Origin of the sequence: Streptomyces sp. TLI_146 (assembly GCF_002846415.1) — a bacterium.
Classification (GTDB): Bacteria; Actinomycetota; Actinomycetes; order Streptomycetales; family Streptomycetaceae; genus Streptomyces.
On sequence record NZ_PJMX01000001.1, the window covers coordinates 4,878,696 to 4,892,522 of the forward strand.

General features: G+C 69.0%; 17 protein-coding genes and 1 tRNA gene. 4 read left to right on the top strand and 14 right to left on the bottom strand.

All coding sequences use genetic code 11. The features are described from left to right. Window positions 1-80: 80 nt before the first annotated feature. Complete coding sequence (locus BX283_RS21905; protein WP_101389250.1) at window positions 81-269, bottom strand: hypothetical protein; 189 nt, start codon at window positions 267-269, stop codon at window positions 81-83. After that, window positions 266-673, bottom strand: coding sequence for a hypothetical protein (locus BX283_RS21910; protein ID WP_101389251.1), 408 nt, complete (start codon window positions 671-673; stop codon window positions 266-268). Before BX283_RS21910 ends, BX283_RS21905 begins: the two co-directional genes overlap by 4 nt. Before the next feature lie 136 nt (window positions 674-809). Between BX283_RS21910 and BX283_RS21915 the strand changes: the two genes are divergently transcribed. Both BX283_RS21915 and BX283_RS21920 read left to right on the top strand, forming a co-directional pair. Continuing rightward, window positions 810-2,150 (top strand): tetratricopeptide repeat protein, encoded by a 1,341-nt coding sequence (locus BX283_RS21915; protein ID WP_257583481.1) that lies wholly within the window; start codon window positions 810-812, stop codon window positions 2,148-2,150. A gap of 844 nt (window positions 2,151-2,994) precedes the next feature. Continuing rightward, a complete protein-coding gene (locus tag BX283_RS21920; protein WP_101389252.1) occupies window positions 2,995-3,564 on the top strand; it encodes a hypothetical protein in 570 nt (189 codons plus the stop codon). Between the two features lie 374 nt (window positions 3,565-3,938). Here the strand turns inward: BX283_RS21920 and BX283_RS21925 are convergent, their stop codons facing one another. Genes BX283_RS21925 through BX283_RS21935 form a run of 3 tightly spaced genes read right to left on the bottom strand, consistent with a single transcriptional unit; the run spans window position 3,939 to window position 5,145 of the window. Continuing rightward, window positions 3,939-4,271 carry a hypothetical protein gene (locus BX283_RS21925; RefSeq protein WP_101389253.1) on the bottom strand — a complete coding sequence of 111 codons (333 nt, stop codon included), beginning with the start codon at window positions 4,269-4,271 and terminating at the stop codon, window positions 3,939-3,941. Continuing rightward, window positions 4,265-4,657 carry an ATP-binding protein gene (locus tag BX283_RS21930; RefSeq protein ID WP_101389254.1) on the bottom strand — a complete coding sequence of 131 codons (393 nt, stop codon included), beginning with the start codon at window positions 4,655-4,657 and terminating at the stop codon, window positions 4,265-4,267. Before BX283_RS21930 ends, BX283_RS21925 begins: the two co-directional genes overlap by 7 nt. 56 nt (window positions 4,658-4,713) lie before the next feature. Beyond that, window positions 4,714-5,145: an NUDIX hydrolase gene (locus BX283_RS21935; RefSeq protein WP_101389255.1), complete on the bottom strand. Its 432-nt coding sequence runs from the start codon at window positions 5,143-5,145 to the stop codon at window positions 4,714-4,716. 87 nt (window positions 5,146-5,232) lie between these two features. On the opposite strand from BX283_RS21935, the gene BX283_RS21940 reads away from it, so the two are divergent. Then, window positions 5,233-6,018: a GntR family transcriptional regulator gene (locus BX283_RS21940; RefSeq protein ID WP_101389256.1), complete on the top strand. Its 786-nt coding sequence runs from the start codon at window positions 5,233-5,235 to the stop codon at window positions 6,016-6,018. A 130-nt stretch (window positions 6,019-6,148) separates the two neighbouring features. Here BX283_RS21940 and BX283_RS21945 read toward each other — a convergent pair whose 3' ends face one another. Both BX283_RS21945 and BX283_RS21950 read right to left on the bottom strand, forming a co-directional pair. After that, a complete protein-coding gene (locus tag BX283_RS21945) occupies window positions 6,149-7,753 on the bottom strand; it encodes an MDR family MFS transporter (protein WP_101389257.1) in 1,605 nt (534 codons plus the stop codon). A gap of 15 nt (window positions 7,754-7,768) precedes the next feature. Beyond that, a complete protein-coding gene (locus BX283_RS21950; protein ID WP_101389258.1) occupies window positions 7,769-8,236 on the bottom strand; it encodes a MarR family winged helix-turn-helix transcriptional regulator in 468 nt (155 codons plus the stop codon). A 258-nt stretch (window positions 8,237-8,494) separates the two neighbouring features. On the opposite strand from BX283_RS21950, the gene BX283_RS21955 reads away from it, so the two are divergent. Beyond that, window positions 8,495-8,704, top strand: coding sequence for a hypothetical protein (locus BX283_RS21955; RefSeq protein WP_101389259.1), 210 nt, complete (start codon window positions 8,495-8,497; stop codon window positions 8,702-8,704). Between the two features lie 33 nt (window positions 8,705-8,737). Here the strand turns inward: BX283_RS21955 and BX283_RS40705 are convergent, their stop codons facing one another. From BX283_RS40705 to tadA, 7 genes are all read right to left on the bottom strand, one after another. Then, entirely contained in the window at window positions 8,738-9,550 is an 813-nt protein-coding gene (locus tag BX283_RS40705; protein ID WP_180357220.1) for a hypothetical protein, read from the bottom strand. A gap of 342 nt (window positions 9,551-9,892) precedes the next feature. Continuing rightward, complete coding sequence (locus BX283_RS21965; RefSeq protein WP_101389261.1) at window positions 9,893-10,876, bottom strand: RNA polymerase sigma factor SigF; 984 nt, start codon at window positions 10,874-10,876, stop codon at window positions 9,893-9,895. Window positions 10,877-11,110: 234 nt separating this feature from the next. After that, window positions 11,111-11,998, bottom strand: coding sequence for an RNA polymerase sigma factor SigF (locus tag BX283_RS21970; protein WP_101392505.1), 888 nt, complete (start codon window positions 11,996-11,998; stop codon window positions 11,111-11,113). Between the two features lie 249 nt (window positions 11,999-12,247). Beyond that, window positions 12,248-12,541 carry a Dabb family protein gene (locus BX283_RS21975; RefSeq protein WP_101389262.1) on the bottom strand — a complete coding sequence of 98 codons (294 nt, stop codon included), beginning with the start codon at window positions 12,539-12,541 and terminating at the stop codon, window positions 12,248-12,250. 72 nt (window positions 12,542-12,613) lie between these two features. Next, on the bottom strand, window positions 12,614-12,775 hold the full coding sequence (locus BX283_RS40710; RefSeq protein WP_180357221.1) for a hypothetical protein: 162 nt from the start codon (window positions 12,773-12,775) through the stop codon (window positions 12,614-12,616). Window positions 12,776-13,185: 410 nt separating this feature from the next. Continuing rightward, a tRNA-Ser gene (locus BX283_RS21980) sits at window positions 13,186-13,270 on the bottom strand. Window positions 13,271-13,383: 113 nt separating this feature from the next. Then, the gene (gene tadA, locus BX283_RS21985) at window positions 13,384-13,812 is read right to left on the bottom strand and encodes a tRNA adenosine(34) deaminase TadA (RefSeq protein WP_101392506.1); all 429 of its coding nucleotides are present in this window, start codon (window positions 13,810-13,812) and stop codon (window positions 13,384-13,386) included. Between the last annotated feature and the right edge of the window lie 15 nt (window positions 13,813-13,827).

Genomic DNA, 13,827 nt, shown 5'->3' on the forward strand with positions numbered 1-13,827 from the left:
TCTGCCGGGGTCATGTGGTGCCGTCTGGGGCTGCGCAATGCGGCGAGGGAGACGGCGGACAGACCTCGCATCGGTAGATGTCATGCATGGCGGTCGTCCTCCGCCCGGATCTGCTCCCGCTCACAGGCCGCCGCGAGTTCCCGGGCGAGCACGGACGCTGCTGCCTGGATCTTCGGGACTACCGCCTCCAGCCACTCGCACTCGGCCGCGCATCGCTGCTCGTGTGCCGCGATGCATCTGCGCAGCTCGCCCCACTGGCTTCCGCTCACTGGTCCGCGCCCTTCGCGATGGTCTGCGCGAGCAGCCGGACAACGGCTGGATGGGCGTTGCCCAACTCGATCAAGACCGTCTGCTTGGCCACGCAGGGCTCATCCATTCCGAGGGAGGGAAGCGTGATGTTCGCGGCGCACAGTGCCCGGCGCAGTTCCTTCAACGCCTCCTCCGCGACTGCCCACGGGTCACCGGCGTCAGGCAGGGGCAGCGGGGGCGGGCCGAGGACTTCGATCAACCGGTGTGCCACGTCGTCCCGTACCGGCTCCACGTCCACGTACGCCCGTCCGCCTATCGGGGCGGCCGCGCCCATCGGGATGTAGAAGCCACGGGCCAGCAAGGCCAGGTGCAGTTCCTCGGCGAGTTGCGCCCCGATGCGTCGCGCTTCGCTGTGCGTGTCCACGGTGGCCCCAGCTCCGTTTCCGTTGCGGTCTCTGCTTCCTCTACGCAACCGCGTGACCACACACGGCGGTACCGTTGCCGCAACGTCGGGACTTGAAAGCCTTGAAAGTCCTTGAGAGTGCGGGGAGTTGATGGTCATGGCGAAGCGGGCGCCGAACACGGCTCTGGCTCGGCTGCTCGCCGAGACCCACTGGACGTACCGCCAGTTCGCGAGGGCCGTGAACCGCCTCGGAACGGAAACCGGCTCTCCGCTGCGCTACGACGAGTCCGCGGTGGGCCACTGGCTCAACGGCACCACGCCGCGTCCAGCGGTTCGCTCCTGCCTCCTCGAAGCCTTGTCGCGGCGGCTCGGACGCCCGGTCACCCACGCTGAAGCGGGCCTGCCGCTCCCCTCCGGTCAATCCCCCACCGCCACGGATACCGTGGAAGGGATGATCGACCTGGGGAGGCTCGACATGGACCCGTCACGCCGAAGCGTCCTGGGCGCCGGCCTCTTCTCCGTTGCCCTCACCATCCCCGGCTGGCCCGACGTCATCGGCCGCGCCGAAGCCGTCCAGAGCGGCCGTGCCTCGCGGATCGGTATGAACGAGGTGGACATGGTGGTCGCCATGACCGAACGCGTCTCGGAGCTTGACGACCAGTTCGGCGGCCGCCACGCACGGCCCATGGCCGCCACGTTCATGGTCAACACGGTCGCCTCATACCTGCGGGCCGACGCCCCGGAGAACGTCCGCCAAGCCATGCTGTCGGCGGCTTCGGACCTGCTGTACCTCACCGGCTACATGGCCGTGGACGAGGGCCTGCACGGACTCGCGCAGCGCTACTACGTCAAGGCTCTGGAACTGGCGGGCGCCGCCGAGGACCACCTGACGTACTGCACGACACTGCGGGGCATGAGCGTGCAGGCCGTGGACCTCCGCCACGGCGCCAAGGCCATGGAACTGGCCGACGCTGCCGCCGCAGCCTCCCCCAAAGCAGGGCCCCGGATGCGCGCCTTCCTCGCCGGGCAACAAGCCCACGCCGCCGCCCAGACCGGCGACCGTACTGGTGCCCTCCGGTACATGCGGGAAGCCGAAGCCGCCATGGACCGCGCCGAGTCACGCAGCAAGGCGTTCGGCTCGTACGACCCGTCGTCGCTCAACTACCACGTCAGTCAGGTGCGTTACGAACTCGGCGACGTGCCCGGGGCCATCGAGGCCATGCAGCATTCCGACCAGCTCCGCTACGGCATCTACAGGCGCGCCAGGGTCCGTCACCGTGCAACGCTCGCCGAGCGACAACTGGAAGTCGGCCACTTGGAAGCCGCCTGCGCGACCTGGCACCAGGCGCTCGACGACTACCCCATGGTCCAGTCCGGCCGCGCCGACGACCGCATCAAGACCATGTTCAGCCTGATCCGCCCCCACCTGAAAAACGCATCGGCCCGCGACCTGTACGAGCGGGCCCGCACCATCGCATCGCCCGCCCTGGTCGGCTGACCCAGCCGGAGGATTTGCGCCGGCGCGCGGATGGACTCGTCTCCCCGCAGGGGGGCATCAACCAGTGCCGTCACCGGCAAGGCATAAGGCCCCGGATTCCTCCCGGGCCTCTTGCCTGCTGCGCCCTCGGCAGGATCCGACCCTGAACCTTCTGATCCGTAGCTCTAGCGGGATCGGTCAGGGACGGTCATAGCGGTCGAGGTCGGGCCCTGGAAGGGCTCTGCTGAGTGGGGGCGGTTGCTGGGGTTACGGTACGGGGCTGCTGTACAGCTACGGCCGATCACCGGCGGCCTGACCTGCACTCACCTAATCGATCAACATCCTGCCGCTTTGTCGGCAACGATCATCTCTGAGCGCCGTACCGCGACTCGGGAGGGAACTGGCATCTGGCGCCGCATCGCACGTTCGAGCCCTAGGGTTCTGCGCTCCGGACACTGTTTACAGCCAGACACCTCTGCGCTAAATTCTGCAACGAAGCCGGAGCTTTCCGGCCACCGAAGTTTCCGGCTTCGGGCTGATTGGTGTAATGGTGTGCGAATTCAAGCCGGTTGATTCGCACAAGAACACGCTCATACGGTGAGAGTTCCTCGGTTCGATTCCGAGGTCGGCAGAGTCTACCACCGTGGTAGGTTCTGCCGACTCCGGCAATCAACCCCTGGGGAAATCCTTGGAGCGCGAGAAACGCCATCGTGCACATATGCGCAACATGGAAGCCCTTGAAACATCTTTCGAAGTGGCTAGCAGATCCTGCAAGGAAGCAATCCGGCATGGGGATGAACACGAGATTGTAGCCCTAACTCGAACCTGCGCTCTCCTCCTCGGCGCTACGCTTGAGGATCGACTGATGACAATCATCAGCTCACGCTACTTCCCGGAATCCAGCGAGCAGCGAGTCATGCAGGAACGGACCGTGCTCGACATGTGGAATCAAACGCTCGTCGAAGCATTCGCGGTTCGCTACAAGGTGCCGCGCCGGAGGATTCCCTCTGCGCTGCCATACACCAGCGCAGCATACTTCTCTGGGATGAAGACGGTTCTTGATGACTGGATGGAACCGCTCATCAATACGAGGAACTCCCTGGCGCACGGGCAGTGGATCGTTGCTTTCAACGAGCAGCGAAATAGCGTTAATCGGGATCGAACCAAGCGACTCAACGCCCTGACGCTGTGGCACCTGCGGCTGCAAAAGAACATGCTCAGACACCTAGAGCGACTAATTTTTGACCTGTCAGCCACCCAGTACGCTTTTGAGCGCGACTTCGACAAGCATTGGGCGAATCTGAAAGCTGCCCAAATGAGGATTTCCATGGACAGGTCTCAGGAGTGGGAGATGCTCCTACAGCGCCGCCACCAGCGAGGGAAGGGGCACATTAAGCGAAACTATCGGCAGCTTCTCGATGCTGGACTCATTTAGGCAGTTCGGTTTCGAATCGAGGTCGGCGGAGCGGCTTTGGGCGGGAGCTGCTTTGGCGCGAGTGATCATGGCCCCGTAAGCTCCGGCGCGTCGGGCAGTCCGTGGACCTGCCCGCTCAAGCACGACGTGGGGCCATGATCTTCGAGGCTCGCGCCGAAGCGGCTGCCTAAAGCCGTGGAGCCGACCGCCCCAGCCACGGCGTACCCCCTCTCTGACGTCAGGCGGCTGATCGCCATGCTCGCGGCACGGGCGGCGGCCGGGCCAGAGCGGGGCGGAGGCAGGAGCGCAGGCCCGACCGGGGGCCGGGCCGCGCGCGGGGAGCGGAGCGAGCCGCCTTGAACCTGTAGAGAAAGTTGTTACTCAGGCTCCCAAGGTCAGGCCCAGGGCCATACGCAGATCCGTTGGCGCTCGCCCGCCGCTATCGGGCTGACCAGCCACACCATCGTCAAGGAGCCTTGGATCAGGGTCAGCGTCGTCAACTGGTTCTCGCGGAGCTCTCGTTCCGTCTTCCGGCCCTCCGCCAGGAACGCCCGCGCCGCCCGCAGCGTCTCGCCCTCGAACCCCGGCAGCGCCGTCCGCACCGCGATCCGCAGCCAGCGCACCGCCTCCTCCACCGAGTCGACCTCCAGGGCGGCGGCATTGACGCCCTCCCCCGTGTCCCGGCGCTCGGCCGAGAACTCGCACAGGAACCCCGGGCCCCTCAGCATGGAAGCTCCGCCGTCACCGTGCGGCCCGCCTCGTCGCCCGTCACCGACAGGCGGTTCGCGAGCGCCATGACGATGTTCAACCCCCGGCCGTGAACGGCCTCTTCCGGCGCCTCGGTGACCTTCGGGCCATCCGGCGCCCCGCCCGAGTCCGTGACCGCCACGGTCACCCGGCCTTCGGTGACCGTCAGCATCACCCGGAGCACGTGCCCCGCCGTATGCGTCAACGCGTTCGTCCCCAACTCGCTCACGACCAGGACCGCATCGTCGCCCCGGGGGTGCTCCCGTAAGACATCCCGGGTCCAGCGCCGTGCGCGAGCCACTTCTTCCGGGGAACCTGGGCAGATCAGCCCCCAGACTCCGGGAGGGCCACTCATATACTCGTCCATACAAGTTACTCCGTGCTGGTAGGCGGCCCATGGACCGGGTTTTCACGGGGCTCGTGCTAGATGAGTCGAACGCCGTCGTGTGCGCGGACGGCCGGCGGGGACATGCGATCCAGTGCGTCCAGGACGCGGACCGCGTACGCCTCGTCGGCGAGCTCGACCACTTCCTCGCGGGTGACCCAGCGCAGGGCGCGGGTCTCGTCGCCGACCGTCGGAGCGCCGTCGATGGCTTCGCAGCGGAAGACCAGGGAGACGATCAGGCCGGTCATGTTCTTGTAGACGCCGGTCAGCGTCGCCGGGAGGGCGATCTTGATGCCGGTTTCCTCCAGGACCTCGCGCTGCAAGGCTTCGGGGAGGGTTTCCTCGCGTTCGACCACGCCGCCGGGTGGCTCCCACTTACCGTTGTCGCGCCGCTTGATCACAAGCGCGCGGCCCGCGTCGTCGACGATGACGCCAGCGACGCTGACGGAGTGCGGGCGATCGGCGCTCACGTTCCTCGGCCCTCCCGGGTCTGGCTAGGCTCTCCACCATAGCGATCCAGGTCAGCTGCTCGTCTAGATATCTAAAGGAGTACGCGCATGGCTCTCCCGTCCGGCCTTCTGGGCACGCTGGACCCGACCAGCGACCGTGCCGTCTTCCGCCAGATCGCCGACCACCTGCGCGAATCCATCGACAAGGGGCGCTTTCGCGAAGGCGACAAGCTGCCCTCGGAGACCGAGCTCGTCGAGCACTACGGCGTCTCCCGCATGACCGTTCGCAACGCCCTCTCGATCCTCCAGGGCGAAGGGCTCGCGGTCTCCGAGCACGGCAGGGGCGTCTTCGTACGGCCCCGCCCGCCCGTACGCCGTCTCGCCTCCGACCGCTTCGCCCGCCGCCACCGCGACCAGGGCAAGTCCGCCTTCACCGTCGAGGCCGAAGCCGCAGGCGTCCACTCCGAAGTGGACGGCCTGGAGGTGAAGGAGGAGAAGCCCTCCCAGGACGTCTCCGCCCGCCTCGGCTCCCCGCGCAAGGTCCTCGCCCGCCGCCGTCGCTACCTCATCGACGGACGCCCGGTCGAGTTCGCGACCTCCTACCTCCCCCTCGACATCGCGCGCGGCACCCAGATCGCCGAGCCCAACCCCGGCCCCGGCGGGATCTACGCCCGCCTGGAGGAGAACGGCCACCGCCTCGACCACTTCGACGAGGAGATCCGCGCCCGCATGCCCTCCCCGCAGGAGGTCCGCATGCTCCACCTCGCGACCGGCGTCCCCGTGATCCACCTGATCCGTACCGCGTACGACACCGAAGGCCGAGCCGTCGAAGTCTGCGACACCGTCATGGCCGCCGACGCGTTCGTCCTCGCCTACCAACTCCCAGCTACCTAGGCCTACTTGGGGCCATGGGGCGGCGACTCAGGGCCTGTGGCACAGCCCCTGGAGACAAAAAACGGGGCGGCAGGCCGTCCCCTGCCTGCCGCCCCTTTCGGGCGCCTCCGCTCGGGGCACCCGAGTCTGGTTAGTTCGCCGCCTTCGGCGTCTCGGAGGTTCGCGACGACTTCAGCGCGACCTCCTTGATGAACAGCGTCACGAAGAAGGCGAGCAGGGCGCACGGCGCCGCGTAGAGGAAGACGTCCGCCACCCCGTGGCCGTACGCGCTCTCCATCACCGTGCGCAGCGGCGCCGGAAGCTTGTCCAGGTCGGGGATGCCGCCGCCACCCCCGGCGCCCAGGCCCGCCGCCTGCGGGCCGAGGTCGGCCAGGCCGTCCTTGACGTAGTGCGTGACCCGGTTGGCCATCACCGCGCCCAGCGCGGACACGCCCACCGCGCCGCCCAGCGAACGGAAGAACGTCACCACGGACGACGCCGAGCCGAGGTCGGCCGCCGAGACCTGGTTCTGCGTGCAGAGCACCAGGTTCTGCATCATCATGCCGATGCCGAGGCCCATCAGCGCCATGTAGATCGCGAGCTGCCAGTACGCCGTGTCGTACCGCATCGTGCCGAGCAGCGCGAGACCCGCCGTGACCAGGACGCCACCGCTCACCAGCCACGCCTTCCAGCGGCCGGTCTTGGTGATGACCTGGCCGGAGACCGTGGAGGAGATGAACAGGCCGCCGATCATCGGGATCGTCAGCACACCCGACATCGTCGGGGACTCGCCGCGCGCCAGCTGGAAGTACTGGCTGAAGAACACCGTTCCGGAGAACATCGCCACGCCCACGAAGAGCGAGGCCAGCGAGGCGAGCGTGATCGTGCGGTTGCGGAAGAGCCGCAGCGGGATGATCGGCTCGGCCGCCCTCGACTCCACGTACACGAATACCGCGCCCAGCAGCACCGAGCCGCCGACCATCGCGGCCGTCTGCCAGGAGACCCAGTCGTACTTGTCGCCTGCGAACGTCACCCACACCAGCAGCAGCGACACCGCCGCGCTGATGAAGAACGCGCCCGCCCAGTCGACCTTCACCTCGCGCTTCACGACCGGCAGCTTCAGGGTCTTCTGGAGGACGATGAGCGCGATGACCGCGAAGGGCACGCCCACGTAGAAGCACCAGCGCCAGCCCAGCCAGTCCGTGTCCGTGATCACGCCGCCGAGCAGCGGGCCGCCGACCGTCGCGACCGCGAACGTGGCACCGAGGTAGCCGCTGTACCGGCCGCGCTCACGCGGCGCGATCATCGCGGCCATGATGATCTGGGCGAGGGCGGACAGACCGCCGACGCCGATGCCCTGGACGACCCGGCAGGCGATCAACATGCCCGCGTTCTGCGAGAGCCCGGCTATCACCGAACCGCTGACGTAGATGATCAGGGCTATCTGGACCAGCAGCTTCTTGCTGAACAGGTCGGAGAGCTTGCCCCACAGCGGCGTGGTCGCGGTCATCGCGAGCAGCGAGGCCGTGACTACCCAGGTGTACGCGGACTGGCCGCCGCCCAGATCGCCGATGATCTGCGGAAGGGCGTTGGAGACGATCGTCGAGGACAGGATGGCGACGAACATGCCGAGCAGCAGCCCGGACAGCGCCTCCATGATCTGCCGGTGGGTCATCGGCGCGCCGGACCCCTCGTGGGGCTGCCCTCCGTGGGCGGCGCTGCCGTCCCGCACACCGGCCGGTGTGGATGTAGCCATGAACTTCCTTCTCCTCTAAGCCTGTTGGGCGGCGGGTGTACGGGCGAGGGGCTCCTCGCGGCAGTCGAAGCTCTCTCTGAGCCGCGCGAGCATGACGTTCAGCTGCCCGACCTCCTCGTCGGACCAGTCCCGCAGGGTCCGGGCGAACATCTGCGCCGTGCGCCGCCCGAGCTCGTCGAGCATGGCGCGGCCGGCGGGGGTGAGCCGCAGGATCCGGGACCGCTTGTCCAGCGGGTCGGGGTCGCGCTCGATCCAGCCGCGCGCGGCCACGTGCGCGACATGACGGCTCGTCACCGACATGTCCACATCGAGGAGTTCGGCGAGGCGGCTGATCCGCATCTCGCCGTGGCGGCCCAGGAGCGTCAGGACGGCGGCGGACCCGGCGGGGCACTCGGCCGGCAGGATCCGGCCGAGCCCGCGCTTGACGGCCCCGATGGCGCTGAGCTGCCGGGCCAGCTCCTCGTAGTGGCTCTGCGCGGCCATCGAGCCCTCCTCTGAGATTCCTTGATCTCGTTGCTTAGGGCAACCATAGGATTGATTGGTTGCTGAAGGCAAGCGAATGTGGGCGGATTGGTAGTAAAGTGAAGGCAAAGTGTTCGCATATGGGAAGTCAATGCCCAGGTGGGGGCGGGTGGCGGGCCCCGCTCGCGGTGTGCGTACGCCGTGAGCGTGCCGTGTACGTGCCCGGGCGCGCGGGGGCGGGGGTTGGGCGGAACCCGGGACTTCGCTAGGGTCCCGTCCATGGCACACAACACCCCGGGCCCCGAGGGCAACTACGACCCCGCGGGCAGCACGCAGATGTTCCGCGCCTTCGTCGACGAGGGCGCGCCGCAGGGCCGCCAGGCGGCGACCCCGGCGGCGGCGCCGGCCGGTCCGCGCGTCGGCCTGATCGTGGGCATCGTCGTCGTACTCGCCGTCCTCGCGGGTGTCGCCTGGCTCGCGCTGGGCTGACCCCTCCCGTACCTCCTGTCGAGACCCGTTTCGTCAGCGCCAGTCGGCGGTGACGAAACGGGTCTCGATGTGCGTTCCGAGCGGTACGCGCCAGGCGTCCAGGCAGACGGTGTACGTACGTGTCGTGGCGGTGCGGGCGGCCACGGGCGCGAGGGGCTGGGTGGAGGTGACCGTCGCCCAGTCGATGCCGAGCAGGCCGATGACGTGGGTGGCGAAGGTGAGCGTTCCCGACTTCACGGGGGTGCCGCCGGTGTTGCGGAGAGGGACGGCGACGGTCTCGCAGCGGCGGGTGGGGGTGGGGGTTCGGGTGGGGGTGCCTAGGGTCAGGGCGGCGGGGGTGGGGGCTGGGGTGCTGGGGGCGGGGGTGCTGGGGGTGCCGCCGGTTCCGGCTGTGCCGCCTGTGGTGCCCGTGGTGGGTCCGCCGCTGGGGGTGCCTGTGGCTCCGCCTGAGGATGTGCTTCCGCCGCTCGCCGTGCCGCTGCCGCTTCCGTTGCCGGGTGCGCCTGTGCCGCTTGTGGCTCCGCCTCCGGGCGTGCCGGTGCTTCCGGGTGGGCTGGTGCGGTTTGTGGCGCCGCCGCTCCCCGCTGAGCCGCCTCCGCTTTTGCTGTCCGGCCCACCGCCGCTGGGGGTGGCCGAGCCACGGGTGGGCCCGGCGGTACCCGTCTCACCCGCCCCGTCCAGCGGAACCAGTTCCACCTTGCCGTGAGGCGGCACCGCCTTGCCCGGCGGGGCCTCGCTGCCCACGGCCACATACGGCTTGCCGCCGTCCCCGCCGCAGGCGGCCAGCGTGCCGCCCAGCGCGAGCGTGGCGGCCGCCGATACGCCGATCAACGCAGCACGTCGCATCGCGCCAGTGTTGCTGACGGGGCGTCAATTGTGAACCCCGGGACGGGGCTGAGGCGAGGGAGAGGGACGCGCCCAGCGCTGAAGGGTGCCGCTGCGCCCACCCGTGCCGCCCCTAGCGGCACGACTGCCCGCAGCTAGGGAGAGGGGAAACGGGGTCCGTCGGGCCGTGCCCCGCGCGGAGGCGCCAAGGCAGCGCGGCGTCTGCGGTGGCGCAGCCAGGGCCGCGCCCCGCGCGAAAACGGGCAGGCGGGAGCCGGTGCGCCCCCGCGGGCCTCCGCCGCGCCCCGCGCGAAAGCGGGCAGGCGGGAGCCGGTGCGCCCCCGCGGGCCTCCGCCGCGCCCCCTAGTCCGCGATCAACCCCTCCCGCAGCTGGGCCAGTGTCCGCGTCAGCAGGCGCGAGACGTGCATCTGGGAGATGCCGACTTCCTCGCCGATCTGGGACTGGGTCATGTTCGCGAAGAAGCGGAGCATGATGATCTGGCGTTCGCGGGGCGGGAGTTTGGCCAGGAGGGGCTTGAGGGACTCGCGGTACTCGACGCCTTCGAGCGCCGCGTCCTCGTAGCCGAGGCGGTCCGCAAGGGAGCCCTCGCCGCCGTCGTCCTCGGGGGAGGGGGAGTCGAGGGAGGAGGCCGTGTACGCGTTGCCGACCGCCAGGCCGTCCACCACGTCCTCTTCCGAGACGCCCAGGACCGCCGCCAGCTCCGGGACGGTGGGGGAGCGGTCGAGCTTCTGGGCCAGCTCGTCGCTCGCCTTCGTCAGGGCGAGGCGCAGCTCTTGGAGGCGGCGCGGGACCCGCACCGACCAGCTCGTGTCGCGGAAGAAGCGCTTGATCTCGCCGACCACCGTCGGCATCGCGAACGTCGGGAACTCCACGCCCCGTTCGCAGTCGAACCGGTCGATCGCCTTGATCAGGCCGATCGTGCCGACCTGGACGATGTCCTCCATCGGCTCGTTGCGGGAGCGGAAGCGGGCCGCCGCGTACCGCACCAGCGGCAGGTTCAGCTCGATCAGGGTGTCGCGTACATACGTACGCTCCGGGCTCTCCGCGCTGCCCAGCGCGGCCAGCCGCAGGAACAGGGAACGGGAGAGCGTGCGGGTGTCGAGCGGTTCGTGGGGCCCCGTGGACCCCGTGGACCCCGTCGTGCCTGTCGCTTCCCGCCGGGGGGCGGCGATGGAGATCGCCGGAGCGGCGGTGTCCAGTGCCTCGGGGGAGCCGGGCACCGCACGGCTGTCGATGGCTTCCGAGCTCTCGCGCACATCGGGCGCGGGCACGCTCTTCATGAGCGTGAGCACCTGCACCTTCGAGCTGCCCTGTTCTGCGGACATGCCACCCCCTTGAGGTCGCGGACGGTCGCGGTGGCCACGACCATCGGAGGAACGCAGCCTCCACCTGAATACCGGAGGCGGAGCTGCGGCAAACGCGGTTCCAGCAGAATGTCACATGTCGGCAACACGCTGTAGTGACATGTCGACAAGTCACAGGTGGATCCGTGCAGTTAACAAGGGGTGTGCCGGTTTTGCCGCCGGATTGTTCACCCGGACGTGGATCACTCGATCCGGTTACGCCTCGATTCGATTTGCGGATCGAAGCCGCGCGAAGCTCCTGGCCAGCAGCCTGGACACATGCATCTGGGACACACCCAGCTCCTGGCTGATCTGGGACTGCGTCAGATTGCTGTAGTAGCGGAGCATCAGGATCCGCTGCTCGCGTTCGGGCAGTTGTACGAGGAGGTGGCGGACCAGATCGCGGTGCTCGACCCCGGCCAGCGCCGGGTCCTCGTAGCCGAGCCGGTCGAGCAGGCCCGGCAGGCCGTCGCCCTCCTGGGCCGCCTCCAGAGAGGTCGCGTGGTACGAGCGGCCCGCCTCGATGCAGGCGAGCACCTCGTCCTCGCCGATCTTCAGCCGGTCGGCGATCTCGGCGGTGGTGGGCGAGCGGCCGTGAAGGGTCGTCAGGTCCTCGGTGGCGCCGTTCACTTGGACCCAGAGCTCGTGCAGCCGGCGCGGGACGTGGACGGTGCGCACGTTGTCGCGGAAGTACCGCTTGATCTCGCCGACCACCGTCGGCATGGCGAACGTCGGGAACTGCACCCCGCGCTCCGGATCGAACCGGTCGATCGCGTTGATCAGCCCGATCGTGCCGACCTGGACCACGTCCTCCATCGGCTCGTTGCGGGAGCGGAAGCGGGCCGCCGCGTACCGCACCAGCGGCAGGTTCGCCTCGATCAGCGCCCCGCGCACCCGGTGGTGCTCCGGAGTGCCCGGTTCCAGGCCCTTGAGCTGCCCGAAGAGGACCTGCGTGAGCGCCCGGGTGTCCGCACCCCGGCTGCTGGTCCGCACCGGGGTCTGGGCGGGCGTCTGCGGGGGCGCCTGCGCGGGGGGCCGGTGGCTCTCGTGGGGCTCCTGGGGCTCGTTCTGGGGTGGCACTTGAGGTGCGGTACTGGCCGGCACGGTCAACGCCACCCCTTTGCGGTCACTGCGCGGTCAATGTCGTGGTCACTGTCGCGGTCAACTTCGGTCGAACCATCGTCGACTCATCCGTCAAAAGCGGTCATAGCATCACAAGACATGTCCACTGTGTGCAAGCACCGTATAACCACGTGTTGAGGGCAAGTTGGGCATTTGCTCCGTGCGGGGCCCGCCCCCGGGCATGCGAAAGGCCCCGCACCACTCGGGTGCGAGGCCTCGTCGCGTACCGGCTCAGAACGGGTAGTCGGCGATCACCCAGGTGGCGAACTCGCGCCACTGCGCGGCCGCCGCCTGGTGCGCCGGGTGTTCGAGGTAGCGCTTCAGCGCGTCCGCGTCCTCGACCGCCGAGTTGATGGCGAAGTCGTACGCGATGGGCCGGTCGGTGATGTTCCAGGCGCACTCCCAGAACCTCAGCTCCGGAACGAGCCCGTCCAGTTCCTCGAACGCCTTCACTCCGGCGGCGACCCGCGCCTCGTCGCGCGCCACGCCTTCGTTGAGCTTGAAGAGGACCAGATGGCGGATCATGTGTGCTCCTTGCCGTGCGTACGTGTCAGCGCCCCCGCCGATCGTACGAGCGGTCCCCCATGAATCAGCGAATCAGCGGACCAGCTCGGTCATGAACTGGCCGATCCCCTTCGCGGCGGAGGAGATCCCCTCGAAGCCCGTCTGGACCATCCCCGCGGCCTCCACGGGCGAGGTGATGATCGTGTACAGCACGAAGACGACCGCGCAATAGAGCAGGACTTTCTTCACGTCCACGTGCGTGCACCCTCCCCGGCTCCCCTGTGCGCTCGCGTGAGTCTAACCAACACCACTTCCGCCGTCCTCACCCCGTCTTTAAGGACCAAGGACCCCCGGATCGGGGCCCTTCGCCGGACGTTACGGACGTGACGCGAGCGCAGGATGGTTCCAGAGCCCAGCGGATCTGGCAGGAATCCGAGGGGCCGGAACAGGGCCTCACTGCGGGGTCCGCGCCGCGAGCTTCCCCCTGAACGCGGCACGGACCTGCGGCCCGTTCTCGTCGGGGGGAGCGGCTTTGTCCCCCCGACGCCGCTCCCCCCGTTCCAGACATGAGAGCCCCGGTCGTCCTCGGCCGGGGCTTTCGCGTGTCCTGGGTGCCGCGCGGGTACGCAAGAAGGGCCCCGACGCTGTCGGGGCCCTTCTGAGAGCGGTAGCGGAGGGATTTGAACCCTCGGTGACTTGCGCCACACTCGCTTTCGAGGCGAGCTCCTTCGGCCGCTCGGACACGCTACCGAGAGAGAGCTTAGCCCAAGGTGGCCCGTGGTTTGAAATCCGTATGCGGCGACCGGGGTGAGACGTGGGTCACGGCCCGCCCGGAGCCTTGCCGCAGCCCGGCCGCAGCCCGGTCAGCGGTCCCGGAAAAAGGCCGTCAGCTGGCGGGAGCACTCGTCCTCCAGGACGCCCTGGATCACCTCGGGGCGGTGGTTGAGGCGCCGGTCGCGCACCAGGTCCCACAGGGACCCGGCCGCGCCCGCCTTCTCGTCGCGCGCCCCGTACACGACCCGTTCGACCCGGGACTGCACCAATGCGCCCGCGCACATGACGCACGGCTCCAGGGTCACCACGAGCGTGCAGCCGGTCAGCCGCCACTCGCCGGTCTTCCGCGCCGCCCGGCGGAGCGCGACGATCTCCGCGTGCCCCGTGGGGTCGCCGGTGATCTCACGCTCGTTGTGGGCGGTGGCGAGCACCTCGCCGGCCGGGGACAGCACGACGGCGCCGACCGGCACATCGCCGGCCAGCGCGGCCCGCCCGGCCTCCCCGAGGGCGGTGCGCATCGGCTCCGCCCAGGG